This window comes from Actinorectispora metalli (genome assembly GCF_056323685.1).
In genome coordinates, this window is sequence record NZ_JBREYE010000001.1 from 453,663 (window position 1) to 476,771 (window position 23,109).

Sequence of the window (23,109 nt, forward strand, 5' to 3'; positions counted from 1 at the left end):
GCATCACATCCGGAAGACGCCGAAGCCGTCCGCGCCCTTGACCGGGGCGGAGTGGATAGCGGACAGGCACATGCCGACCACGGTCCTGGTGTCCCGCGGGTCGATCACGCCGTCGTCGTAGAGGCGGCCGGACAGGAACATCGGCAGCGACTCGGCCTCGATCTGCTGCTCGACGGCGGCCCGCATGGCGGTGTCGCCCGCCTCGTCGTAGTCCTGGCCGCGGGCCTGGGCGGCCTGCCGGAACACGATGGACAGCACGCCTGCCAGTTGCTGCGGCCCCATCACCGCGGACTTGGCGCTGGGCCAGGCGAAGAGGAACCGCGGGTCGTAGGCCCTGCCGCACATGCCGTAGTGGCCCGCGCCGTAGGAGGCGCCCATCAGCACCGAGATATGCGGCACCTTCGAGTTGGACACCGCGTTGATCATCGCGGCGCCGTGCTTGATGATGCCGCCCTGCTCATAGTCCTTGCCGACCATGTAGCCGGTGGTGTTGTGCAGGAACAGCAGCGGCGTGTCGATCTGGTTGGCCAGCTGGATGAACTGGGTGGCCTTCTGCGACTCCTCGCTGAACAGCACCCCGCGGGCGTTGGCGAGCACGCCGATCGGATAGCCGTGCAGCCGCGCCCAGCCGGTGACGAGGCTGGAGCCGTAGCGGGGCTTGAACTCGTCGAAGTCCGAGCCGTCGACGATGCGCGCGATCACCTCACGCGGGTCGAACGGGGTCTTGAGGTCGCCGGGCACGATGCCCAGCAGGTCCTCCTCGTCGAACAGCGGCGGCACGCTCTCGGCGACCGGCCCGCCTGCCTTGCGCCAGTTCAGGCGGGCGACGATGCGACGGCCGATGCGGATGGCGTCGCGCTCGTCCACCGCGAAGTAGTCGGCGAGGCCGGAGCGGGTGGCGTGCATATCGGCGCCGCCGAGCGACTCGTCGTCGGACTCCTCGCCGGTGGCCATCTTCACCAGCGGCGGCCCGCCGAGGAACACCTTGGACTGCTCCTTGATCATCACCACGTGGTCGGACATGCCCGGCACGTAGGCCCCGCCCGCGGTGGAGTTGCCGAAGACCAGCGCGATGCTGGGGATGCCCGCGGCGGACAGGCGGGTCAGGTCGCGGAACATCCGCCCGCCGGGGATGAAGATCTCCTTCTGGCTGGGCAGGTCCGCGCCGCCGGACTCGACCAGCCCGATCACCGGGAGCCGGTTCTGCAACGCGATCTCGTTGGCGCGGAACGTCTTGCGCATGGTCCAGGGGTTGCTGGCGCCGCCGCGCACGGTGGGGTCGTTGGCCACGATCAGGCATTCGACGCCTTCGACCACGCCGATCCCGGAGATCACGCTGGCGCCGACGGTGTACTCCGAGCCCCACGCGGCCAGCGGTGAGAGCTCCAGGAACGGCGAGTCCTCGTCCAGCAGCAGCTCGATGCGCTCCCGCGCCAGCAGCTTGCCGCGCTTGTGGTGCCGCTCGGTGTACTTGGTGCCGCCGCCGGCCAGCGCCTTGGCGTGCTCGGCGTCCAGCTCGGCGAGCTTGGCCAGCATGCCGTCCCGGTTGGCCGCGAACGCCTCCTGAGAGGTGTCCACTGTGGACGTCAATGCGGTCATGGCAGCAGTACCTCCGGAATGTCCAGCTCACGTGCGCGCAGCCACTCCCCCAGCCCCTTGGCCTGGGGGTCGAACCGCGCCTGTGAGGAGACCCCTTGGCCGAGAATCCCCTCGACCACGAAGTTCAGCGCCCGCAGGTTCGGCAGCAGGTGCCGGTGCACGGTGAGTTCCGCGGTCTCGGGCAGCAGACGTTGGAACTCCTCGACGGTCAGCGTGTGCACCAGCCACCGCCACGCCTCATCGCCGCGCACCCACACGCCGACGTTGGCGTTGCCGCCCTTGTCGCCGCTGCGCGCACCCGCGACGAGCCCCAGCGGCACTCGCCGCGTCGGGCCCGCGGGCAGCGGCTCCGGCAGGTCGGGCGCTGCTTCACCGGAGTCCTCCGGGACGCGTTCGCCGTCGGGGTTCTGCGCGCTGAAGGGGATCAGCGGCTCGATCCGGGTGGGTGTGCCGTCGGGGAGTACCGCGATGTGGTCGATCTGGTCGGCGGCGACGTAGGCGGCGGTGAAGATGCCGTACGGGGTCGCCTCCCCGGGCGGGGCGGTCAGGTGGAAGCCGGGGTAGCCCGCCAACGCCAGTTCGACCGCGACGCCGGAGAAGGCGCGGCCGATCGCCTTGGGATCGGGGTCCTTGACCACGCAGCGCAGCAGCGCGCTGCCGCGCTCCTGGGTGTCGGGGTCCTGGCGGTCGTTGCGGGACAGCGTCCAGCGGATCTCCGCGGGCGGTTTGCCCAGCGCCGCTTCGAGTTGACGCTGCGTGAGCTGGGCCTTGGCGTCGATGTCCAGGCCGGTCAGCACGAACGTAACCTCGTTGCGGAAGCCGCCGAGGGTGTTCAGCCCGACCTTGACGGTGGTGGGCGCGGGCTCGCCGCGCACCCCGCTGATCCGCACCCGGTCCGGACCGTCCTGGGTCAGCTCGATGGTGTCGAACCGCGACGTCACGTCCGGCCCCTCGTAGCGGGGGCCCGCGATCTCGTACAGGAGCTGGGCGGTGACGGTGCCGACGGTGACCGCGCCGCCGGTACCGGCGTGCTTGGTGATCACGCTGCTGCCGTCCTCGGCGATCTCCGCGATGGGGAAGCCGGGGTGGGTCAGGTCGGGCAGTTCGGTGAAGAAGGAGTAGTTGCCGCCGGTGGCCTGCGTGCCGCACTCCAGCACGTGACCGGCGGCGGTGGCGCCCGCGAGCGCGTCGTAGTCCCGCGGTCCCCAGCCGTACAGCGCGGCGGCGGGGCCGACGGTGAGCGAGGCGTCGGTGACGCGGCCGGTCACCACCACATCCGCGCCCGCCCGCAGGCAGCGCGCGATGCCCCAGGCGCCAAGGTAGGCGTTGGCGGTCAGCGGTGAGCCGAGCCGCAGTTCGTCGGCCCTGGGCAGCAGGTCGTCACCGGTCACGTAGCCGACCTTGATGTTCAGGCCAAGGTCCCCGGCCAGTTCTCGCACGGCCTTGGCCAGGCCCGCGGGGTTCAGGCCGCCCGCGTTGGTGACGATCTTGACGCCCCGTTCGGTGGCCAGCGCCAGGCTCTTCTCCAGCTGCCGCAGGAACGTCTTGGCGTAGCCGCGGCTGGAGTCCTTGAGGCGGTCCCTGCCGAGGATGAGCATGGTGAGCTCGGCGAGGTAGTCGCCGGTCAGCACGTCCAGCGGCCCGCCCTCGAGCATCTCGCTCATCGCGGAGAAGCGGTCGCCGTAGAACCCGGAGGCATTCCCGATCGTGATCATGCCGATCCCCTCGGCTCGCGGCCTGCGCCCGGCGGCCCGGCGAAGGCCTGCGCGATGTCCAGCCACGCGTCGGCCTCGCTCCCGACCGCGGTGAGCGAGGTGTCGGCGCGGTGCCGCCGCTGGGTGACCAACAGGCAGAAGTCCAGTGCGTCCCCGGTGACGCGCAGGCTCGCGTCCTCGGGGCCCCAGGCCCAGATCTGGCCGTCCGGCGCGGAGAGTTCCACCCGGAACTCCTCGGCGGGCGGGGTGAGGTCACGCACGAGGTAGGCGAAGTTCCTGGTCCGCACGCCCAGCCGCGCGATGTGCCGAAGCCGCTCGGTCGGCTCCCGTTCGACGCCGAGCGCGTCGGCGACGTCCTGGCCGTGCGCCCAGGTCTCCATCAGGCGCGCGGTGATCGCCGAGGCCGGTTTCATCGGCGGCCCGAACCACAGCAGTTTGGCGTCCTGCGGGGTGCCGAGCAGCGTGTCGGCGAGTCGTTTGCGGCCGTCGCGCCAGCGGTCGAGCAGCTTCCCCGGCTGCTCGCGGGCACCGGCGGCGGCCCCGTCCTCGACGTAGGTCGCGGCGTGAGGCGCGGCCCGCTGGAGTTCGGCCTGGAAGCCGTCCGGGTCGGCGGCGGAGAGGATCAGCAGGTCATCGGTCCAGGCGAGGTGGCTGATCTGATGCGCGATCGTCCACCCCGGCGCGGGGGTGGCCGTGGCCCAGCCCTCGGCGGGTAGTTCGGCGACCAGCCGGTCCAGCGCCTCGGATTCCGCGCGCAGTTCCGCCAGCAGCCCCGCCAGGTCAACCACAACGGCCTCCTCGTCTCCGTGCCGACCCTGCCACTCCCATTCGGCGAAAGCAAGCGTGTGTGCTTGTTTTGTGTTGACCTTGCCTCCCCGGTTCGGCCTGTGGGATCGGCGTTGACAAGCAGGCATGAGTGCTTTTTTCTGAGCGCATGCACGTGGCGTCGCCCATTCCGGCCGAACCCAGCGCGGCCAGCCTGCGGTTCGCGCGGTTCCTGGCCGCGAACTTCCGGCCGGTCGGTGACCGGCTGTCCCCGCGCGGGCGGCAGTTGCGCGCTGTGCGGACCATGTCCGACAGCTTTGGGCTGGTGCGGCTGCCGCGCGAGACGAAAGCCTGGCCCGCTCGCTACGGCACGGTCCGCGGCGTGTGGATACAGGCGGGGAACGCCGCTCTCGCCAACGGCGTGCTGCTGTACCTGCACGGCGGCGGTTTCGTGTTCGGTTCACCGCGCTCGCACCGGCCACTGGCCTACCGACTCTCCCGCGCCACCGGCATGCCGGTGTTCCTCGTCGACTACCGACGCGCGCCCGAGCACCCCTTCCCCGCCGCACCCGACGACGTGCTCGCCGCCTACCGGACGCTGCTCGCCAAGGGCATCCCGGCGGACCGGATCGCCGTGGCGGGCGACTCGGCGGGCGGCCACCTCGCCGCCGGGCTCCTCGCCGACGTCTCCCGGCTCGGTCTGCCAAGGCCCAGGGCGGCGCTGCTGCTCTCGCCGTTCCTGGACCTGGACTGCACCGAGGCCCACGACCGCGACCGCGCGCGGCGCGACCCGTTCACCCCGCCCACCTACGCCGCGAAGTGCCGGGACGCCTACCTCGGCGCCACACCCACCTCCCACCCGCGGGTGGCGGTGCTCGGCGCGGACAAGACGGGCTGGCCGCCGGTGCTGATCCAGACCGGCGGCACCGAATGCCTGCTCGGCGACTCCGAGCGGATGGCCGCGTCACTGACGGCCGCGGGTGTCCACTGTGAACTCCAGGTCTGGCCGGAACAGGTGCACGTGTTCCCCGCCTTCGCCGACCGGGTGCCCGAAGGCCGCGCCGCGATCCGCTACGCCGGACGCTTCCTCGCCGACACCCGGTAGCCCCGTCAGGTGTCCAGCCAGGCCAGGTTTCCGCCGATCAGGTCCGCGGTGCGGCGGACGGCGGGGGCGATGGCGGGCAGCCGCCGCCGGTCCAGCACCGTCGCACCCAGCGCCGCGACGACCTTGCCCGCCGGGGTGCGCACCGGGGCGCCGACGACGGCGATGTCGGGCGAGCAGAGGCTTTCGAAGGCAAAGACCGCGTCGTTGGCGCGTACCTCCGCCAACTGCCGACGCCACTCCCTGGCGGTGAAGCGTTCAGGTGGCTCGGCTTCCGGCAGGTACGCCGAGAACACGCGGTCGGGCACACAGCCGCTGGGCAGCGTGACGCCCGCGCGGAGCGGCACCACATCGTCGGCCTCGCCGGACACCGCACCGACGATCAGCGTCTCCTGCCCGCTGGGCACCCCGATGGACACCTGCGCTCCCGGGTGGACCGCGGCCAGTCTGCGCATCGGCTGCCGGGACACCGACCGCAGCCTGGGCTGCCAGGCCATGCCCAAGCGGTACATCTGCGACCCCATCAGGTAGTGACCGCGTCTTCGCTCCACCGCACCAAGCCCGACAAGCTGACTCAGCAGCCGGTGCGCGGTGGCCTTGGGCAGACCGGTGGCCTCCGCAAGCTGTGTCAACCCGATCGGCTCCGTCTCCCGCGCCAACACCTCGAGCAGCAGAAACGAACTCTCCAACACGCCGCGACTCATGCTTTCCCCCTTATGCGTGGTCCGGTCAGCGGACCGGACCCTGTTCGCAAACCCCCTGTAGCGCCCATGCTCTGCCACGGCATCGCGGGAGTACATACCCGCTGCAATCTCCATGAAGGGGGAAACATGAACGGAATCGGTCTGCTGAGACGGCTCGCCCTGGGTGCCGCCACCCTTGGCCTGCTCATCGCGGGCACCGCGCCCGCCGTCGCGGCGCCCGCCCAGCCGGAGGTGCTGTACTACAACATCAAGCCGACGCACGTGGCCAACAAGTGCCTGGACGTCGAGGCGGTGTCCCAGGCCAACGGGGCACGTGCGCAGCAGTGGGACTGTCTCGGCCCCAACCAGAACAACCAGGTCTGGCGCCTGGTGGACGCGGGCGGCGGCCTGTACAACATCGTCGCCCTGCACAGCGGCAAGTGCCTCGACGTCTCGGGTGTGTCCACCGCGACCGGCGCCGCCGTCCAGCAGTGGGACTGCCTCGGCCCGAACCAGCACAACCAGCGCTGGAACGTCGTCTACTCGGGCAATGGCCGGTACCGCATCGTGGCGGCGCACAGCGGCAAGTGCCTTGACATCACCGGGGTGTCCACCGCCAACGGGGCCAAGGCCCAGCAGTGGGACTGCCTGAGTGAAGGCCAGCTCAACCAGCGTTGGACGCTGGTGACCATCTGATTGTTCGACCGGGCGGCCACCTCTCTCGGTGGCCGCCCTCGCCATGCTCAGCCGAAGAAGACCTCGGCCTCGGCGTAGCGCTCCAGCGGCACCGTCTTGAGCTCGGCGGTGGCCTCGGCCAGCTTGACCCGCACGATGTCCGTGCCGCGCAGGGCGACCATCACCCCGAAGTCGCCCTCATTCACCGCGTCCACCGCGTGCAGCCCGAACCGGGTGGCCAGCACCCGGTCGTAGGCGGTCGGCGTGCCGCCGCGCTGGGTGTGGCCGAGCACCACGGCGCGGGACTCCGCGCCGGTGCGGTGGGCGATCTCCTCGGCCAGCCAGGTACCCACACCGCCGAGGCGGACGTGGCCGAATGCGTCCTTCTCACCGGTCGCCAGCACCTCGGCGCCGCCCTCCGGCAGCGCCCCCTCGGCGACCACGATGATCGGGGCGTACTCCTTCTCGAAGCGGCGCTGCACCCACTGGCAGACCTTGTCCACGCTGAAGGGCCGCTCTGGCACCAGGATCACGTTGGCCCCGCCCGCCAGGCCCGAGTGCAACGCGATCCAGCCCGCGTGGCGGCCCATCACCTCCACTACCAGCGCCCGGTGGTGCGACTCCGCTGTGGTGCGCAGCCGGTCCACCGCCTCGGTCGCGATGTGCACGGCCGTGTCGAAGCCGAAGGTGTAGTCGGTGGCGCCGAGGTCGTTGTCGATGGTCTTGGGCACGCCGACGACGTTCACGCCGTCGTCGGTGAGCTTGTTCGCCACGCCGAGGGTGTCCTCGCCGCCGATCGCGATCAGCGCGTCAACGCCCTGTTCGGCGAGCACCTGCTTGATCCGCCCCGGCCCGCCGTCGACCTTGTACGGATTGGTGCGGGAGGACCGCAGGATCGTGCCGCCCCGGGTGAGGATGTGCTCGACCTCCGGGAGGCCGAGCGGCACGGCCTTGCCCTCCAGCGGGCCCGCCCAGCCGTTGCGGAAGCCGATGAACTCGTGCCCGTAGACTTCGACGCCCTTGCGGACCACCGCCCTGATCACCGCGTTCAGGCCCGGGCAGTCGCCGCCGCCGGTGAGCACCCCAATGCGCATCTACTCGCCCCTCAAGTCTCGGGTGTTCCAGGACACACCTAACCCTGCCATGGACTTGATCGGTCCAGCAACGGGGTTCCCCACTCCCTGATGTCAAGACGGAACAATCACCCGAGGAGACGAGAACCAAGATCCTTTCCGCGCGCCGAGTGACCGAGTCGCCGCTTGGGTACGGTCCTGGATATGAGCGCTGACGTGGTCGACCGGGCTCCCAAGGGCATCTTCATCGGCGGGCGGTGGCGGGACGGCGAAGCCACGTTCGCGGTGGAGGATCCCGGCACCGGGCGCACGCTGTGCGAGGTCGCCGACGCGGGTGAGCGGGAGGCACGCGCCGCGTTGGACGCGGCGGTGGCGGCGCAGGCGGGTTGGGCCGAGACGGCGCCCCGCGAACGCGGCGAGATCCTGCGGCGGGCGTGGCAGCTCATGACCGACAACGCCGACGACCTGGCGTTGCTGATGACGTTGGAGATGGGCAAGAGCCTCAAGGAGTCCAGGGCGGAGGTCGTCTACGCGGCGGAGTTCCTGCGCTGGTTCGCCGAGGAGGCGGTGCGCGTGGAGGGCCGCTACGCCCGCAACCCCGCGGGTTCCGGTCGGATGCTCACCATGAAGCAGCCGGTGGGCCCGTGCCTGTTGATCACGCCGTGGAACTTTCCGCTCGCCATGGGCACCCGCAAGATCGGGCCCGCGCTCGCGGCCGGCTGCACTATGGTGATCAAGCCCGCCCAGCTCACCCCGCTGTCGATGCTGCGGCTCGCCGAGATGCTGACCGAGGCCGGGGTGCCCGAGGGTGTGGTCAACGTGGTGCCGACGACCTCGGCGGGCAAGACCACGGGGCCGCTGATCGCGGACCCGCGGCTGCGGAAGCTTTCGTTCACCGGGTCCACCGAGGTCGGGCGGTCGCTGATGGAGCAGTCGGCGAAGGGCCTGCTGCGGCTGTCGATGGAGCTGGGTGGCAACGCGCCGTTCCTGGTCTTCGCCGACGCCGACGTGGACAAGGCCGTCGAGCAGGCGGTGGTGGCGAAGATGCGCAACAACGGCGAGTCCTGCGTGGCCGCCAACCGGTTCCACGTTGCCGAGGAGATCGCCGAGGAGTTCACCGCGAAGCTGGCTAGGCGGTTGGGGTCGATGAAGGTCGGCCACGGCACCGAGGACGGCGTCGAGGTGGGCCCGCTGATCAGCCGGGACCAGCTGGAGACGGTGCGCGAGCTGGTGGATGACGCGGTGGGCAAGGGCGCCAAGGCCATCGCGGGCGGGTCGGTGCGCGAGGGTGCCGGGTACTTCTTCCAGCCGACGGTACTGTCCGGGGTGAGTGCGGACGCCCGGATCCTGCGGGAGGAGGTGTTCGGGCCGGTCGCGCCGGTGACCACGTTCGCCGACGAGGACGAGGCGCTGCGGCTGGCCAACGACACCGAGTTCGGCCTGGTGGGATATGTGTTCACCGCGGACCTCAGCCGCGCGCTGCGGGTCGCCGAGCGGATCGAGACCGGCATGGTCGGTGTGAACACCGGCTTGGTGTCCAACGCGGCCGCGCCGTTCGGCGGCATCAAGTCCTCTGGCTTCGGCCGCGAAGGCGGTTCGGAGGGCATCGAGGAGTATCTCGCGCCCAAGTACGTGGCCATCGCGACGGACTGAACGGCAATTGTTTCGAACACGGAAACAATGTATTTGAATTCGCAACAAGTCTCCTTGTGGCCAAAACCCGCTGGCCAGAGCATCTTCCCGAAACGCTGAAACATGAAGATGATCACAACTACTTCATGTTTCGACTACCGAGCGTAGCTGTCATCCCGCCTGGGCCATGAGGGCCAAGTTTTCACCCTTTAGGCCTAGAACTTGATCACGGTGCGAACTTTGGGTTGCCGGAACACGACCTTGCACCCTCGATTCACCGACTTTCGAGCGACACGCGCGCAAACACTACCGCTCGGTAGTAACGCAGAGTGTGGTCTACTGACACCTGGCAAGGCTGTCACTCCTGGGCCGTACCCCACTTCATTGGACGGAGTGCAAGCACATTTCGGGTCGACCCACGGACGAAATTGCCCTGCCGTCCTACCCAATCGACAAATGAAAAGGGGAAGACGCAGTGCCAGTATCAAAGGACAGGGTCATCAGGTCGATCGCGGTCGCCGGTGGAATCGCCTGTCCTCGTTCAGCGGTTCGCCGGGCCGCGCAGACCACGGACGGGTCGGTCGATCAGCGGCGCGCGATGCTGTGGGCGAGCGTGATCGACGATGACCAGTAAGGACTGGGTGCTGTTCAGCACCTTGATCGTGATCGTGTCGCTGCTGGCCACGGCGGCGATCGTCGCCATGTTCGGCGGCAAGGAGCGCACCGCCCCCGCGATCAGGGTTCTCACCGTGACCGCAGGCCTGGTCACCGCCGCGATGTTGTTGATCGGCAAGTACTACCCGCCGGTGTAGGGAGCGTGCGGCGCCCGGTCATACCCCCAGAGATCGGGCTCCGCAAAGAAGACGTAGAACCGGAGCCGGGGATCTTGTCCACGCGGATCCCCGACCGATCTGATCGACCGCATGGGCAAGCGAGCGCGCAAGAAGCGGTCCCGTCGCAAGAACGCGGCCAACCACGGCCGCAGGCCGGGTCAGGGCTGAGGCCTCAGCGGGCGGTGCTGAACTTGGCCTGCCACACCCTGTCGATCACCTTCCACCGCGCCAGGTTGTGCCGGGCGTCGGCGATGGCGTCATGGGCGTTGCTCGGCGCGGACGGCAGCCGCGGCTTGCCCACGTCCTCCCAGCGCTGACGCAAATCCCTGGTGAACCGCGGGATCTCCATCGGCAGCGTCGGCATCGGCCCCCACAGCTGGGCCAGCGCCACATGGTCGTAGGCGGCGAACCAGGCCCACAACTCGATGTCCTGGCCCGGCACCGTCAGGAACTCCAGCAGCCGCCTGCGGATCTCGGCGCGCCCACACCAGAGTTCACTGGACGGCGGGGGAAGCTTGGGCAGCACGTGCTGCCGCACCCACAGTCCCGCCTTGTCCGGATTGAACTCGGTGGACACGGCGTAGAACTCGCGGCCCTCCTCGTCGACGACGCCGATCGAGACGAGGTCGATCGTCACGCCATCCTCGATGAACTCACAGTCGTAGAAGTACCGCACCCGTTAAGCCTAGAACCCCGTTGATCACCCAACGCGAACGGTGTTCCCGATCCCCCGGATTTGGCGTCCGAAACCCGAGCATGACACCGTCATGTCGCAGGTCAGCCTGCTTTGGTCCCGGCGAGGCGGGTGGCGTCGAGGGCCTCGGAACTGGTGGGCTGCGCGGCGATCGGGGTTTCCTTGAGCTTGGCGGCGTAGATGTCGACGTACTCCTGGCCGGACAGCTCCATGATGGCGTACATGATCTCGTCGGTGACCGAGCGCTCGATGAACCTGTCGCCGGAAAGCCCGGCGTAGCGGGAGAAGTCCAGCGGCTCGCCCACCACGATGCGGATCGGGTGCGGCCGCCACATGGTGGAGCCGATGGGGTTGGCCTTGTCGGTGCCGAACATCACCACCGGGATCACCGGAACACCGGTCTCCAGCGCCATCTTCGCCACCCCGGTCTTGCCCTTGTAGAGCCTGCCGTCCGGTGATCGGGTGCCTTCGGGGTAGATGCCCAGCAGCTTGCCCTCCCGCAACAGCCGCTCCCCGGTGTCCAGCGCGGCCTGCGCGGCGCCCGCGCTGGAGCGGTCGATGGGCACCATGCCGATGCCCGCGAAGAACAGCTTCTTCAGTCTGCCCTTGATGCCGGGACTGGTGAAATACTCCTGTTTGGCCAGGAAGGTGACCTTGCGCGGCACCTTCAGCGGCAGGAAGAACGAGTCGGCGACAGCGAGGTGATTGCCCGCCAGGATGGCGCCGCCGGTGGTGGGGATGTTCTCCAAGCCCTCGATGCGAGGCCGGAAGAACAACCTCAGCAACGGACCGATAAAGATCCACTTCATCAGCCAGAACATCATGGACGTGCCCCTCCGCCGCGCCGGTGCTGGTCAGCCTAGAGATCCGCACCCTGCCCCTACAACGATGCCAGGCTTTCCGCAGCAACGGTCACAGTTGCGACCCGCCATCGGCAGAAGGTAACTCCTCCCCTGCGGGGGTCCAGTCATGCGAACATGGCAGAACCGTCATCCGTATCCATGACACCAGCACAACCAAGACCGTCTATATGGCGTTGGTCTGGCAAGCGCAGGCCAAGCGGACAGCGAGCCGGGATGAACAATCGCGCGGGTAGGCCGGACGGCCCCGAGGACGTCGATGCGGCGTTCGCGGAGATCGTCGCGGACCTGCAGCGGGAAGGCGTCGGCCGAGACTGGTCGGAGGAGCGCCTGCTCGCCGAGGAGAGCACCGCTCCGCTGCCCGCGATGACCACGCACGAGCCCGCGGCGCGCGACCGGATCGACGATGACGACCACTACGTGCCCCCGGAACCGCCACCGCTGCCCCCGCTGCGCAAGCCGACCGTGGTCGCGCTGGTACTGCTCTGCATCGGCTTGTTCCTGATCATCGCCCCGGGCTTGATCGGCCTGGGCCACCAGGTCGCCACGCCGCTCGCGTTGATCTCGCTGAGCTGCGGCATCGGCCTGCTGATCCTGCGTGTGCGGCAGGGCCCGTCCCAGGACGACGGCTGGGACGACGGCGCGCGGCTCTAGACGCGGAGCCTCTCCACCCGCTCGTGGGTGTGTGCCTCGATGTCCATCGCCGCGGTGTGCACCAGTTGGTGCGACAGATCCGACAGCGCCCTGGCCACGGCCAGCTCGTCGCCGATCGCGGCGACGTTGTCATCGGCGGGATTGCACCGGGCGGTGCCCTCCCCCGTCAGCGCGGTCGCCGGTCCGGTGAGGCGGGCCTCGGCGCGGGTCATCCGGTCCACCTCGGTGATGGTGATCTCTACCTGCCAGGTCTTGGCCGCCATGACGCACCTCCTCGTCACCGCGACGGTAACGCCGCCACCCCGGAGCCGCTGGTTGATCAGACCCCGCCAAACAGGAAGGCCCCGACGACCAAACCCGCAGACCTTCGCCCCGCACGCCCTGGAGACACCCCCCGCCCGCCCGGGGGCTCAGCCCTTGTCGAGCCTATCGGTCCCATATCGCGGTGCAAGATCGAATAGTCGATCCGTGGATGAGTAGACCCGTTGTGGATAACTCACCGAGAAAGGCCGTTTCCGAGCGATGGCGTACTGGGAGATGTGGTAAAGCGAGTGGGCACCGGGCCGGTGGTCAGCAGTGTTCGGCCGCCACCGTCGCGGCGCCGATGATGCCTGCGTGTTCGCCCAGTTGGGAGACCCTGATGCGGGCCAGGGGTCGGTGGCCCGCGCCGGTCATGATGCGGGCGTAGTGCTCGCGGGCCTCGTCAAGGAACAGGGTCGCCGAACCGGCGACACCGCCGCCGATGACGATCAGCTCCGGGTCGTAGACGTCGGCGACCAGCGCCAACCCCTCCCCCAGCCAGCGCGCCAGTCCGGCGACGGCCTTGACCGCGAGCGGGTCGCCCTGGGCCGCGGCGGCGGCGACCCGGCGGCCGGTGACGGCCTCTGGGTCGGATACGGCGAGCCTGGCCAGGTCGCCGACGGCGTGGCCCGCGGCCAGCAGTTCCAGGGCGTCGGCGGCCAGCGCGGTGCCGCTGCAGTAGCGCTCCCAGCAGCCGCGCCGCCCGCAGGAGCAGGGTCGACCGCCCGGCACCATCCGCAGGTGTCCGAGTTCGGGCGCCACACCGTGCGCGCCGCGGAACACCTCGCCGTCGATGAGCAGCGCGCCGCCGATTCCGGTGCCCAGCGCGACCAACGCCATCACGTGCGCGCCGCGGGCCACGCCGAACCGGTACTCGGCCACGGCGGCGGCGTTGACGTCGTGTTCGAGCACCACCGGCAGCCCGAGCCGCCGGGTCATGTGCTCGACCACCGGTTCGTCGCGCCAGGCCAGGTGCGGGGCGAAGTACACCCGCTGCCGGTCGGCGGTCACGAACCCGGCGGCGGCCAGGCCCACCGAGCAGACGCCGGGATGTTCGCGGGTCAGCCTGCCGACCACGCCCTCGATCGCGGCGGCCAACGCCTCCCGGCCCGCCGGGGTGGGCGCGGATCTGGTCTCCAGCACGGTGCCGGTGGCGTCCACGACGCCCGCGCGGACGCTGGTGCCGCCGATGTCGACACCGATGGTGACGCGACGGCTCACCCTCGCTGGACCTGGATCTTCTGCACCTTGGCTTGAGGAGAGGGCCGGGCCGGGGGTTCCGGGGCGGGAGGCTGCGGCTCGGTGCTGACCGCGGCGCGCAGCGTGGCGAGCAGTCCGGTGAGCTGCTCGGCGGCTCGCACCGCGAGTTCGGGCCGATCGCCGCGCAGCAGCGCGATGCCCGCGCAGACCGGGCACCAGTCACAGGTGGCGGCGTGGCCGTCGTGGGCGGTGGCGGTGGGCACCTCCTGCAGCTTGCTCAGCAGCGGGTCGCCGCGTTCGGCGACGGCCTTCATCAGCAGCCGGAACTCGTCGGCGACCTGGCCGAATACGTCGTCGGAGTCAGTCATGGGAACCGTTCCAGTGTTCTGCGTCGGATGTTGGCCATCCCAGGTGGTGACGCTCGGAGCCGTCAGTCAACCCAACCACCCGCTGTCGCGGGCCACGTGGCCGGTGGGTCTGTCGTGCGATCCGGACCATCAGCCGCTCATCCAGAGGGCGGGGTTGGGGCGGAAGCTGACCGTCAGGCCGTCCCGGGCGGCGTTGGCGCCGGTGATCACGCAGCGGGTGAGCACCGAGGGCAGCGAGATCAGCCTGCGGCGGCCGTCGATCGTGACGGCCAGTTCGTCGCCGACCCTGGCCAGATCGAGATCGGCGTCGTCGGGCAGTGGCACGGCGATCCGCAGCCGGAACTCCGCGTCCAGGTCACGGCCCTTGCCGGTGACCTCCAGCAGACCTGCCCGCTCGCCGGTCGAGGCGTCGGGGTCGCTATCGCCGTAGAGCTGTTCCGCGACGCCGAGCAGCGCCGCCATGCCGATCGGCTCGGCGGGCAGGTGGGTCACGGTACGCAGCCCCGGGGTCAGGCCGCGCATCTCGGCGAGCACCGCGTCCTGCTCGGTGCGGCGGGCCCGCAGCCAGTTCGCCGCCGCGCCGCGGCCCGCGCCGGGATCGGGCAGCAGCCGGTTGGCAATCACGCCGTCCACCGCGATGCCCTGTAGGGCCAGCGCGGTGAGGGTGCGGCGGGTTTCGGCGGCGACCACCCGTTCCGGGGTGAACACCAGCCGCACGGTGGTGGTCGCCGGGTCGGTGAGGTGTTCCCGCAGGGTGGTGAGGCGTTCCAGCAGCCTGCCCACGGCGTCGGCGACCTGGTCGAAGCCCTGGCCGTTGCGGCTGCCCGCGATGCCCGCCAGCATGCCGCGCACCACGCGGCGGTGGGCGGGGAACAGCCGCTCCAGGTAGCCGCCGACGGCCTCGGGCAGCGCGAGCAGGCGCAGCGTCTCCGCGGTCGGCCCGCAGTCCACGACGACGGTCTCCCACAGTCCGGAGGCGGCCGCGTCGAAGACCTGGGTGAGGCAGAGCAGTTCCTCGACGCCGGGCAGGACGGTCAGCTCCTGGGCGTCCAATTCGTCGACGCCCGCGCCCGCGAGCAGCGTCGCGAGGTGGCCGCGCAGGTCCAGCCAGGCCTCATCGGCCAGTGACCGCGGGTCGGCCTGCGCCGCGAACAGCCCACCGTCCACTTCGGAGGGTTCGCGGGTGAGCGGCAGGTTCAGCGCGTCGGCGAGGGAGTGCGCGGGGTCGGTCGATACGACCAGCGTCTTACGGCCCGCTCTGGCAAGCGCGGCGGCGGTCGATGCGGCCAGCGTCGTCTTGCCGACGCCGCCCTTGCCTGTGAACAGCAGAACACGCACGGGGATCTCCGTTGCCTAAGAGGCGTTCTCCACCCGCTTCTTCAGTTCCTTCAGCGCGGTGTCCATGATCATCTTTTCGGCCTTGCGGCGGAACAGACCGATCATCGGAATAACGAGCTGGACGGCCAGCGTGTATGTGACCTTCGTCGAACCGTTCTGCGGCTCCATGAGGTAGCGGCCGTTCTGGGACTTCTGCATCTGCCCACTGACCAGCTTCCAGCTGACCGAGAGCCCGTCCGGCGCCCAGTCGTAGACGAGCACGTACTCGTCCTTGATGGCGCCCGCGTCCAGTTCGAAACGCACCTTGGAGCCGCGCCCGTCCGGGGCGTGTTCGAGCACCTCGGTGCGCTTCATCGCGTTGGCCCACTCCGGATACGCGGCGAAATCCGCGATCACCGCCATGATCTCCTTCGGGGCGGCGTCGATGACGATGGACTGCGTGGACTCGTCGGCCATAGGCCGCAGGCTACCGCGAGTAGGGCCGTATTTCTCCGGGACACCCTGGCGCCGAGATGCTCACCACCGCAACACGTAGGGCTTCGCGATGCGCTTGAAGTGACCGACATTGACGCATTCGGTGCGCCCGATCCTGGTTCGCCGCGCCAGCGGCTGGTGCACATGGCCGAACAGCGACCACCTCGGCTGGTCCCGCCGAATCGTCGCCAACAGCTCGGGCGACCCGAATTCCTGTCGGCGCGCCACCACGTCATAGGTCAGCTGCGGCAAAGCGGGCGGGATGTGCGTGCACAACACGTCGACTCGACCGAGCCCGTCGATCGCCGCGGCCAATTCCTCCCGGGTCCGCAGGTAGGGCGCCCACCCCCGGCCCCGCCGCATCGGCGCTCCCGGCGGCAGCAGCGCACCCCCGGCGAACCCCCAGCGCAGCCCACCGATCTCGGTGCCCTCCCCGTCGAGCACCGTCAGCTTCTGCCCGCCGAACTCGGGCATCAGCTCGGGCACATCCACGTTGCCCGGCGTCGCATAGGTGGGCGCGGTCAACGACCCGAACATCGTCGCGTACTGCTCGTACACCGCCTCGGACACGATCTTCTCGGCGTCCTCGAGCCCAGCCCACAGCGACTGCGCGTACCCCACCGAATCCCGCCGCCGCCCCTGCTGCCGAAGCGCCACGAAATGCGCCACCCGGTCCGCCCCGAACACCGCCCCCATGATCCCGCCCGAGTAGTCGGTGTAGTCGATGAAGTCCAGCAGGTCCCCCAGGATCACCAGCGCATCGGCCCCGTCCCCGGCCCGCGCCAGCGCTTCGGCATTCCCATGCACATCGGCCACCACATGGACTCGCACACAGCCAACCCTAATCCCCACCAACGCCGCCCACACCCGATCGACGGCGCTCCCGCTCCCCGACCGGCCCCAAACCAGGCCTTCCCACTCAAGCAACCCGGCGGCGACGACGGTCGTTGCCGAACCGCGGATGGGGGCCTGCCTCGCGGCGAGCTTCGCGCCGAGGCGCTCGCGGGCTCGAATTCACCCGGCCGATAGATCACGATTTTCGGCGGATCTCCCTGGGGCGTCATGACGCGCCCCTGGGGGCGCATCATGCCGACGCAGGTCGACATCATGCAGTCCTGGGGCGAAAAGGGAACAAGGCACCCCCGAATCGAGCCTAGTGGAATCGGGAGTGGAGGCGGAGGGGGCTGCGGAACGGGGTGTCGGGGCTCGAACCCGATCTCGGCCGCGAAGACCGGGCCGGGCCCAGGCGTCGATCACCGCGCCGAAGACAGGTTCGGCCGCAAACAGTTCGCGTCCGGCCCCAAGATCCGCCTCGGCCGGTTCCCCGCCGGACCGGTGGAATGGCGGACCGCGTCGCATCCCGCTGGGAAGCCGACTGCCCACCGAAAGGCAGGTCCACAGCTCGTCCCGCGCAAGCCCACTCTCTGCCTCCCACGACCCTGCTCCGCGGACGCGTTTCGATGCGGCCCCCACCGCACCCGATTCCACTAGGCTCGATTCGGGGGCGCCCTTTTCCCGTTTCGCCCCAGGGCGACATGATGTCGCCCCGTGTCGTCATGATGCGCCCGCGGGGGCGCATGATGACGCCTTAGGGAGATCCGGTGAAAGGCCGCGGCCCATCGGCAGGGTGAATTTCGAGCCGGGGTGGCCCTAAGCGGGAGGTTCGCCGGGGGCGCGGCCCGCTTCCAGGCGCTGCTTCAGGTCGAAGGCGAGGGCCTTGGCGGCAAGTCTGCGGCGGGTGGCTTCGCGAACGGCGTGTTTCGGCGGCAACGGCCGCGTTTCCGCCCCGGCGCCCGCGGGCGCGTCGGCGCGGAGGTAGTAATGCAGGACTGTGCCGTCGAGCACACTCTCCAGCCAGATCTCCATCGTGCCGACCAGGGCACCGCCCACCGTCCAGCGCAGGCCCTCGGCGCCGCGGTCGGCGTAGACCGACAGCCGCAAATCCGGCCACCACCGGGTCCACTGTTCGGGACTGCCCAGCTCAGCGGCTACCGCTACCGGCGGTACCGCGAGGAAGGTCTCGTCCATAACGTCCACACTGGCCATATCGGCAACACTTTCCCACGTCTCGGCACAGGTCGATTACGGGGCTATCTTGATCGGTTACCGCAGGCTATGTTCCTCACCAGTAACAATGGGTCCGGAGGTTGACGTGCGCGAGTTCAGCGTCCCGGCCACCACGACGGTGACCGAAGAGGAAAACCTCACCGACATGGTGTGGGCGAATGCGGAGCGATTTGCCAGTGCGGTGGCGTTCCGACGCAATGTGGGTGATTCCTGGGTCGAGATGACGACCAAGGACTTCGCCGCGCAGGTGCTGGCGGTGGCCAAGGGCCTGATCGCGGCGGGAGTGCAGTACGGGGACCGCGTCGGGCTGATGTCCAAGACACGGTTCGAGTGGACGCTGCTCGACTTCGCCATCTGGTCCGCGGGCGGCATCGTCGTGCCGATCTACGAGACGTCCTCCGCCGAGCAGGTGGAGTGGGTCCTGTCCGACTCCGGTGCCAAGGCCTGCGTGGTGGAGACCGACGACCACCGTGCCACGGTGGACAGCGTGGTCGGCAGCCTGCCCGAGGTCCGCAACGTGTGGCAGATCGACGGCCCGGCGGGCAACGGCGCGGCGGGCGCGATCGACGAGTTGACCGCGCTGGGCGCCCAGGTCGGCACCGAGCAGGTCCACGAGCGCCGCCAGCAGCTGCGCGCCGACGACCTCGCCACCCTGATCTACACCTCGGGCACCACCGGCCGCCCCAAGGGCTGCGAGTTGACGCACCGCAACCTGCTCGCCGAGATCCGGGCCGCGGTCGTCGCGTTCCCTCGGGTCATGCAGCCGGGCAACTCGGTGCTGATGTTCCTGCCGATGGCGCATGTGTTTGCCCGCGCGATCAGCATCAGCAGCGTGTACTCCAGGATCACGCTGGGCTTCACCGCGGACATCAAGAACCTCGTCGACGACCTTCAGGCGTTCCGGCCCAGCTTCGTGCTGGCCGTGCCGCGGGTGTTCGAGAAGGTCTACAACGGTGCGAAGCAGAAGGCGCACGCCGCGGGCAAAGGCAAGATCTTCGACGCCGCCGAGGCCACCGCGGTGGCCTACAGCGAGGCGCTCGACGCGAGCGGCCCGTCGTTCGGGCTGCGGGCCAAGCACGCGTTGTTCGACAAGTTGGTCTACAGCAAGCTGCGGGCCGCGCTCGGCGGCCGCTGCACCGCGGCGGTCTCCGGCGGCGCCCCGCTTGGTGAGCGGCTGGCGCACTTCTTCCGCGGCATCGGCGTGACGGTGCTGGAGGGCTACGGCCTCACCGAGACCAGCGCCGCGGCCACGGTGAACACCGAGGACGCGCTGAAGGTCGGTACCGTCGGGCGGCCCATCGCGGGCACCAGCATCAGGATCGGCGAGGACGGCGAAATCCTCATCGCGGGCGACGTCGTCTTCCGCGGCTACTGGCACAACGAGGCCGCGACCAAGGAGGCGTTCACCGACTCCTGGTTCCACACCGGCGACCTCGGCTCGCTGGACGACCAGGGATTCCTGCGGATCACCGGTCGCAAGAAGGAAATCATCGTCACCGCGGGCGGCAAGAACGTGGCCCCGGCGACGCTCGAGGACCGGCTGCGGGCGCACCCGCTGATCAGCCAGTGCATGGTGGTCGGCGACCAGAAGCCCTATATCAGCGTGCTGATCACCATCGACCCCGACTTCTTCCCGGCGTGGAAGGAGCAGAACGGCCTGCCCGCATCCGCGACGGTGGCCGACCTCGCCAATGACGAGGTGCTGGTCGGCGAGATCCAAGCGGCGATCGACGAGGCGAACAACGCGGTGTCCAAGGCGGAGTCCATTCGCAGGTTCCGCATCCTGCCGGTGGACTTCACCGAGGCGGGCGGCGAGTTGACGCCGAGTCTGAAGTTGCGCCGCAATGTCGTCGCGTCCTCCTACGCGGACGACATCGCGGCGCTGTATACGTAAAGAATTGGCGAGTGGCCCATCCCCGCAAGAAGCGGGGGGGCCACTCGACCCCCAGTGACTCTCAATCTGCCCGATGCTGCTGACGTTTCGCTGACATCAGTCGAGCAAGAGTCACGAGGGTTCCATCAGGAGTCGAGAAACCGGGCGAACCTGCTGGTCAGATCGTCCCAGTGCCACTGCCTGGACATCCAGCGCCTGCCGTTGGACCCAAGCAGGCGGGAGAGTTCGGGATCGGCCAGCAGGTCGCCGCACACCTCGGCGATCGACGCGAGGTTGCGGGGGGTCAGCACGAACCCGGTCTCGCCGTCGGAGACCGTCTCACTGGCCCCGCCCGCGTCCCCGGTCACCACCGGCAGCCCGGTGGCCGCGGCCTCCAGGTTGACGATGCCAAGGCCCTCCACGTCCAAGCCCCAGCCCCGGGTGCGGCAGGGCATCGCGAACACGTCGCCCGCCGCGTAGTGAGCGGGCAGTTCCTCCCACGGCACGGTGCCGGTGAACGTGACCCGGTCCGCGACACCCTCCTTCTTGGCGAGGCCGCGCAGGTAGTCCCGGTGGGGGCCGCCGCCGACGAGCAGCAGCGCCGCCTCGGGCACCTGCTGGCGGATCGCGGGCATGGCCCGGATCAGCATGTCCTGGCCCTTGCGCGGCACCAGCCGCGAGACACACAGCAGCACCGGCCGGTCGCCGAGCCCATACCGCGCCCTGATCTGCTTGCGAGCCGCGTCGTCGGGGCGGAACACCTCGGTGTCCACACCCGATGGCAGGTGTTCCAGCGCCGCCATCGGCCCGAACGCCGAGGCGAACCGCGAGCGGGTGTAGTCGCTGACATAGGTGATGACGTCCACCGACGACCCGATGCGCCGCAGCAGCCCGCGCGCGCCCGGCAGCATGGACCAGCCCACCTCGTGGCCGTGCGTGCACGCCACGACGCGCCGCGCGCCCGCCTTGCGCAGGGCGGGCGCCATCAGCGCCAGCGGCGCCGCGGCGCCGAACCACACCGCGTCGCAGCGCTCCTCACCGACGATGCGCGCCGCCTCGGCGACCACCCGCGGCGTGGGGAGCATCAGCTCACCCGGGTATCGGATCACCTTGAACGGCTGGGCCGCGTCGAACTCCGCCGCCCGTCCCGCCGACCCGTTCCAGGTCGAGGCGTACACCACCAGCCGGTCGGCGGGCAGCCGCAGCGCCAACGCGTGCAGATAGGCCTGGATTCCGCCCGGCCGGGGCGGGAAGTCGTTCGTCACCAGCAGAGTGCGCCGCACCTGTAGCAGGCTAGCCGGCGGCTACTTGAAGGTGCGCTGCAGGTAGGACTGCCATTCGGCGGTGAGGGTGGGGCGGTCCAAACCTGTGGAGTCGCGCAGCGCCTGATCGACGGTGGCGTTGTCGGCGCGGCCCGCGCCCGCGATGCGTTTGTACAGGTCGACCAGCTTCTGCTCGCCGACGCGGTCGGCCAGGAACAGCATCACCGACCAGGAACGCTGGTAGGCCAGGTCGATGCGCTTGTCACCGGAGTGGAAGTCGGTGTCGGCGGGCAGGTCGACCTGCGTGCCGTCGCGGACCTCGCGGGCGAGTTCGGGTGCGGCCTGGCTTTCGGTGATGCCGCTGCCGCGGTAGCCCACGTAGTCGGCGAAGCCCTCCAGCAGCCACATCGGGGCGCCGTCCACGGTGTAGGCGCGGGCCGCGATGTGGGTGACTTCGTGTCGCAGCACCACGCGCAGCGCGCTGGGCGAGAGCCGGTTCGCGGTGCGCGGGTTGAGCACCACGCGGGGCCCCTCGACCACGCGTTTGTCGATGTCGACCTTGTCTGCGACAGCGACCGCGGCGATGTTGTCGACCGCGAACTCGGGGCCCACGATCGAGCGGAGTTCGGCGGTGTCCTCCGGCAGCACCACCGCTACCCGCTGCGGCCAGTCCGCACCCCACACCTCGGACACGGCGCGGACGGCGCCGTCAAGCTCGCGGGCCACCCGGCCCGCCAGGCCCTGGTTGCCCGCATGGCCGACGATGAGACCGAGATCGGTTCGGATGATCTTGCACGGCGCGAAGTCCCACGGCCCGCGCCAGGTCTTGCGGCCGCGGGCCTCCAGCGCGCTGTCCGACAGGAGGTACCAGGAGTCGCCGCGGCGGGCGAAGAGGTAACCCATCTGACGCGAGGTCGGCACGGTGTCGCCGCCAGTGAGGGCGTAGCGCAGCGACACAGCGGGCGCCCACAGCTCGTCGGGGGCGTCGCTGTTGCGGATCAGCGCGGGCGGGCGGACCTCCTCCGCCGCGTCCAGCCGGTAGCTCCACTCCTGGAGCGGCACGCCGTCGAGGTTGCTGAACAGCGAGTCCTGCGCCTTGCGGAAACCGTCGTCGGCGTTGGGGTCCAGGGTGTCCAGGAACGCGTCCCGGTCCCGCCTGCCGATCGCCTCGGCGCGGCGTCGCAGCAGGTCGGTGACGGCGGCGGCCCGGCTGCTCGCCTCTTCGGCCGCGGCGGCCTGCTGTGGTGGCGCGGGCCTGCCCGCCCCGTCCACCGAACTGGTCGGGGCGTCTTCGGCCCGCCGGTCGGTCGGCGCCGACACCACTGCCACTCCGGACAGCAGCACGACGGCTATTGCGGCGACCAACCAGGCGCGGCGCGGTGCGTCCCCGGTCATAAGTACTGATCTTATGCCGTCCGGCGGTTGTGTGGGGTCGCTCCCACACTACCGGGGACGATCATCACCGACTTTCTCACCGGGGTGACAACTCCGTGCCCGCCCGCACCTGCCGCGTGTTGGTCCTGTCACACCCTCTCGATGCATTCTTCGACGATGTAGCGCGTGGCGCCGTTGTAATGGATCGGCCGCCACGCGTCGCTGCCCACATGGGCACCGCACTGGGGGCCGTACCAGTCGCCTGCGACATTCGTGCACCCGGGATTGAAGAAGCGCTGCCCGCGTTGCGCCTGACCGACGCTGGTGGAATTCGCGCTGGGGCGCGTGCGGATGTTGATCCCGCTCTCGATGGCGGCGATGGTGCAGTCGACCGCCATTGGCGCAGGCGACGCCCCGGCGGAGCCCGCGGCGACGGAGAACCCGGCCAGCAGACAGGCGGACAGCAACGGCACGGTGAAACGGCGAATTCTTGACACGGGAACCCCTCACTGGAATCAGGACTCCCATAAAAATAGCAAGATTCGAAATACGCACTTTATTGCTATTT

The 23,109-nt window shown here is 69.8% G+C and carries 24 protein-coding genes; 7 read left to right on the forward strand and 17 right to left on the reverse strand.

The genetic code is table 11. The annotated features are described in order from the left end of the window. Positions 1 to 3 precede the first annotated feature (3 nt). The 3 genes from ACU6XJ_RS02085 to ACU6XJ_RS02095 are packed head-to-tail and all read right to left on the reverse strand — an operon-like array spanning position 4 to position 4,102. Positions 4 to 1,599, reverse strand: a complete 1,596-nt coding sequence (locus tag ACU6XJ_RS02085; RefSeq protein WP_476306265.1) for an acyl-CoA carboxylase subunit beta — start codon at positions 1,597 to 1,599, stop codon at positions 4 to 6. After that, a complete protein-coding gene (locus ACU6XJ_RS02090) occupies positions 1,596 to 3,314 on the reverse strand; it encodes an acyclic terpene utilization AtuA family protein (RefSeq protein ID WP_476306268.1) in 1,719 nt (572 codons plus the stop codon). The genes ACU6XJ_RS02085 and ACU6XJ_RS02090 overlap by 4 nt, the downstream gene beginning before the upstream one ends. Then, entirely contained in the window at positions 3,311 to 4,102 is a 792-nt protein-coding gene (locus ACU6XJ_RS02095; protein WP_476306271.1) for a TIGR03084 family metal-binding protein, read from the reverse strand. The genes ACU6XJ_RS02090 and ACU6XJ_RS02095 overlap by 4 nt, the downstream gene beginning before the upstream one ends. 128 nt (positions 4,103 to 4,230) lie before the next feature. Between ACU6XJ_RS02095 and ACU6XJ_RS02100 the strand changes: the two genes are divergently transcribed. Beyond that, the gene (locus ACU6XJ_RS02100; RefSeq protein WP_476306272.1) at positions 4,231 to 5,184 is read left to right on the forward strand and encodes an alpha/beta hydrolase; all 954 of its coding nucleotides are present in this window, start codon (positions 4,231 to 4,233) and stop codon (positions 5,182 to 5,184) included. A 5-nt stretch (positions 5,185 to 5,189) separates the two neighbouring features. Here the strand turns inward: ACU6XJ_RS02100 and ACU6XJ_RS02105 are convergent, their stop codons facing one another. Next, positions 5,190 to 5,885, reverse strand: a complete 696-nt coding sequence (locus ACU6XJ_RS02105) for an IclR family transcriptional regulator (RefSeq protein WP_476306273.1) — start codon at positions 5,883 to 5,885, stop codon at positions 5,190 to 5,192. Positions 5,886 to 6,011: 126 nt separating this feature from the next. Between ACU6XJ_RS02105 and ACU6XJ_RS02110 the strand changes: the two genes are divergently transcribed. After that, on the forward strand, positions 6,012 to 6,560 hold the full coding sequence (locus ACU6XJ_RS02110; RefSeq protein WP_476306275.1) for an RICIN domain-containing protein: 549 nt from the start codon (positions 6,012 to 6,014) through the stop codon (positions 6,558 to 6,560). 47 nt (positions 6,561 to 6,607) lie between these two features. Here ACU6XJ_RS02110 and ACU6XJ_RS02115 read toward each other — a convergent pair whose 3' ends face one another. Continuing rightward, positions 6,608 to 7,633, reverse strand: a complete 1,026-nt coding sequence (locus tag ACU6XJ_RS02115; protein ID WP_476306277.1) for a 6-phosphofructokinase — start codon at positions 7,631 to 7,633, stop codon at positions 6,608 to 6,610. Positions 7,634 to 7,816: 183 nt separating this feature from the next. On the opposite strand from ACU6XJ_RS02115, the gene ACU6XJ_RS02120 reads away from it, so the two are divergent. The 3 genes from ACU6XJ_RS02120 to ACU6XJ_RS02130 all read left to right on the forward strand — a co-directional run bounded on the left by ACU6XJ_RS02120 (position 7,817) and on the right by ACU6XJ_RS02130 (position 10,245). Beyond that, a complete protein-coding gene (locus tag ACU6XJ_RS02120; RefSeq protein ID WP_476306279.1) occupies positions 7,817 to 9,265 on the forward strand; it encodes an NAD-dependent succinate-semialdehyde dehydrogenase in 1,449 nt (482 codons plus the stop codon). A gap of 602 nt (positions 9,266 to 9,867) precedes the next feature. Next, positions 9,868 to 10,056, forward strand: a complete 189-nt coding sequence (locus ACU6XJ_RS02125; protein WP_476306280.1) for a hypothetical protein — start codon at positions 9,868 to 9,870, stop codon at positions 10,054 to 10,056. Positions 10,057 to 10,167: 111 nt separating this feature from the next. Further along, entirely contained in the window at positions 10,168 to 10,245 is a 78-nt protein-coding gene (locus ACU6XJ_RS02130; protein ID WP_476313763.1) for a 50S ribosomal protein bL37, read from the forward strand. 4 nt (positions 10,246 to 10,249) lie between these two features. On the opposite strand, the gene ACU6XJ_RS02135 is transcribed toward ACU6XJ_RS02130, so the two are convergent. Together ACU6XJ_RS02135 and ACU6XJ_RS02140 are read right to left on the reverse strand one after the other, a co-directional pair. Continuing rightward, positions 10,250 to 10,753: a polyadenylate-specific 3'-exoribonuclease AS gene (locus ACU6XJ_RS02135; protein WP_476306281.1), complete on the reverse strand. Its 504-nt coding sequence runs from the start codon at positions 10,751 to 10,753 to the stop codon at positions 10,250 to 10,252. A 101-nt stretch (positions 10,754 to 10,854) separates the two neighbouring features. Further along, complete coding sequence (locus ACU6XJ_RS02140) at positions 10,855 to 11,595, reverse strand: lysophospholipid acyltransferase family protein (RefSeq protein ID WP_476306282.1); 741 nt, start codon at positions 11,593 to 11,595, stop codon at positions 10,855 to 10,857. A gap of 252 nt (positions 11,596 to 11,847) precedes the next feature. Between ACU6XJ_RS02140 and ACU6XJ_RS02145 the strand changes: the two genes are divergently transcribed. Beyond that, on the forward strand, positions 11,848 to 12,285 hold the full coding sequence (locus ACU6XJ_RS02145) for a hypothetical protein (protein ID WP_476306284.1): 438 nt from the start codon (positions 11,848 to 11,850) through the stop codon (positions 12,283 to 12,285). On the opposite strand, the gene ACU6XJ_RS02150 is transcribed toward ACU6XJ_RS02145, so the two are convergent. The 7 genes from ACU6XJ_RS02150 to ACU6XJ_RS02180 form a co-directional block, all read right to left on the reverse strand. After that, positions 12,282 to 12,548: a DUF1876 domain-containing protein gene (locus ACU6XJ_RS02150; protein ID WP_476306285.1), complete on the reverse strand. Its 267-nt coding sequence runs from the start codon at positions 12,546 to 12,548 to the stop codon at positions 12,282 to 12,284. The two genes, ACU6XJ_RS02145 and ACU6XJ_RS02150, sit on opposite strands and share 4 nt — an antisense overlap. Positions 12,549 to 12,855: 307 nt before the next feature. Next, a complete protein-coding gene (locus tag ACU6XJ_RS02155; RefSeq protein WP_476306287.1) occupies positions 12,856 to 13,806 on the reverse strand; it encodes an ROK family glucokinase in 951 nt (316 codons plus the stop codon). Continuing rightward, positions 13,803 to 14,153 carry a hypothetical protein gene (locus tag ACU6XJ_RS02160; RefSeq protein WP_476306289.1) on the reverse strand — a complete coding sequence of 117 codons (351 nt, stop codon included), beginning with the start codon at positions 14,151 to 14,153 and terminating at the stop codon, positions 13,803 to 13,805. The genes ACU6XJ_RS02155 and ACU6XJ_RS02160 overlap by 4 nt, the downstream gene beginning before the upstream one ends. 129 nt (positions 14,154 to 14,282) lie before the next feature. Further along, positions 14,283 to 15,491, reverse strand: coding sequence for an ArsA family ATPase (locus tag ACU6XJ_RS02165; RefSeq protein WP_476306290.1), 1,209 nt, complete (start codon positions 15,489 to 15,491; stop codon positions 14,283 to 14,285). A 15-nt stretch (positions 15,492 to 15,506) separates the two neighbouring features. Continuing rightward, positions 15,507 to 15,947 (reverse strand): SRPBCC family protein, encoded by a 441-nt coding sequence (locus tag ACU6XJ_RS02170; RefSeq protein ID WP_476306292.1) that lies wholly within the window; start codon positions 15,945 to 15,947, stop codon positions 15,507 to 15,509. 60 nt (positions 15,948 to 16,007) lie between these two features. After that, positions 16,008 to 16,796 (reverse strand): metallophosphoesterase family protein, encoded by a 789-nt coding sequence (locus tag ACU6XJ_RS02175; protein ID WP_476306293.1) that lies wholly within the window; start codon positions 16,794 to 16,796, stop codon positions 16,008 to 16,010. Between the two features lie 819 nt (positions 16,797 to 17,615). Then, entirely contained in the window at positions 17,616 to 18,011 is a 396-nt protein-coding gene (locus ACU6XJ_RS02180) for a polyketide cyclase / dehydrase and lipid transport (RefSeq protein WP_476306295.1), read from the reverse strand. 106 nt (positions 18,012 to 18,117) lie between these two features. Here ACU6XJ_RS02180 and ACU6XJ_RS02185 point away from each other — a divergent pair, with 106 nt between their 5' ends. Then, positions 18,118 to 19,926 (forward strand): AMP-dependent synthetase/ligase, encoded by a 1,809-nt coding sequence (locus ACU6XJ_RS02185; protein WP_476306297.1) that lies wholly within the window; start codon positions 18,118 to 18,120, stop codon positions 19,924 to 19,926. A 125-nt stretch (positions 19,927 to 20,051) separates the two neighbouring features. On the opposite strand, the gene ACU6XJ_RS02190 is transcribed toward ACU6XJ_RS02185, so the two are convergent. The 3 genes from ACU6XJ_RS02190 to ACU6XJ_RS02200 all read right to left on the reverse strand — a co-directional run bounded on the left by ACU6XJ_RS02190 (position 20,052) and on the right by ACU6XJ_RS02200 (position 23,014). Next, positions 20,052 to 21,188 (reverse strand): glycosyltransferase family 4 protein, encoded by a 1,137-nt coding sequence (locus ACU6XJ_RS02190; protein ID WP_476306300.1) that lies wholly within the window; start codon positions 21,186 to 21,188, stop codon positions 20,052 to 20,054. Positions 21,189 to 21,209: 21 nt separating this feature from the next. Then, positions 21,210 to 22,562: a peptidase MA family metallohydrolase gene (locus ACU6XJ_RS02195; protein WP_476306302.1), complete on the reverse strand. Its 1,353-nt coding sequence runs from the start codon at positions 22,560 to 22,562 to the stop codon at positions 21,210 to 21,212. A 128-nt stretch (positions 22,563 to 22,690) separates the two neighbouring features. Beyond that, positions 22,691 to 23,014, reverse strand: coding sequence for an SH3 domain-containing protein (locus ACU6XJ_RS02200; protein ID WP_476306304.1), 324 nt, complete (start codon positions 23,012 to 23,014; stop codon positions 22,691 to 22,693). Positions 23,015 to 23,109: the final 95 nt, after the last annotated feature.

Bases quoted from the DNA above. Each gene is read 5' to 3' on its own strand.
- ACU6XJ_RS02085 (WP_476306265.1), bottom strand. From the start codon at position 1,599: ATGACCGCATTGACGTCCACAGTGGACACCTCTCAGGAGGCGTTCGCG.
- ACU6XJ_RS02090 (WP_476306268.1), bottom strand. From the start codon at position 3,314: ATGATCACGATCGGGAATGCCTCCGGGTTCTACGGCGACCGCTTCTCC.
- ACU6XJ_RS02105 (WP_476306273.1), bottom strand. From the start codon at position 5,885: ATGAGTCGCGGCGTGTTGGAGAGTTCGTTTCTGCTGCTCGAGGTGTTG.
- ACU6XJ_RS02110 (WP_476306275.1), top strand. From the start codon at position 6,012: ATGAACGGAATCGGTCTGCTGAGACGGCTCGCCCTGGGTGCCGCCACC.
- ACU6XJ_RS02115 (WP_476306277.1), bottom strand. From the start codon at position 7,633: ATGCGCATTGGGGTGCTCACCGGCGGCGGCGACTGCCCGGGCCTGAAC.
- ACU6XJ_RS02120 (WP_476306279.1), top strand. From the start codon at position 7,817: ATGAGCGCTGACGTGGTCGACCGGGCTCCCAAGGGCATCTTCATCGGC.
- ACU6XJ_RS02125 (WP_476306280.1), top strand. From the start codon at position 9,868: ATGACCAGTAAGGACTGGGTGCTGTTCAGCACCTTGATCGTGATCGTG.
- ACU6XJ_RS02130 (WP_476313763.1), top strand. From the start codon at position 10,168: ATGGGCAAGCGAGCGCGCAAGAAGCGGTCCCGTCGCAAGAACGCGGCC.
- ACU6XJ_RS02140 (WP_476306282.1), bottom strand. From the start codon at position 11,595: ATGATGTTCTGGCTGATGAAGTGGATCTTTATCGGTCCGTTGCTGAGG.
- ACU6XJ_RS02145 (WP_476306284.1), top strand. From the start codon at position 11,848: ATGAACAATCGCGCGGGTAGGCCGGACGGCCCCGAGGACGTCGATGCG.
- ACU6XJ_RS02150 (WP_476306285.1), bottom strand. From the start codon at position 12,548: ATGGCGGCCAAGACCTGGCAGGTAGAGATCACCATCACCGAGGTGGAC.
- ACU6XJ_RS02160 (WP_476306289.1), bottom strand. From the start codon at position 14,153: ATGACTGACTCCGACGACGTATTCGGCCAGGTCGCCGACGAGTTCCGG.
- ACU6XJ_RS02170 (WP_476306292.1), bottom strand. From the start codon at position 15,947: ATGGCCGACGAGTCCACGCAGTCCATCGTCATCGACGCCGCCCCGAAG.
- ACU6XJ_RS02180 (WP_476306295.1), bottom strand. From the start codon at position 18,011: ATGGCCAGTGTGGACGTTATGGACGAGACCTTCCTCGCGGTACCGCCG.
- ACU6XJ_RS02195 (WP_476306302.1), bottom strand. From the start codon at position 22,562: ATGACCGGGGACGCACCGCGCCGCGCCTGGTTGGTCGCCGCAATAGCC.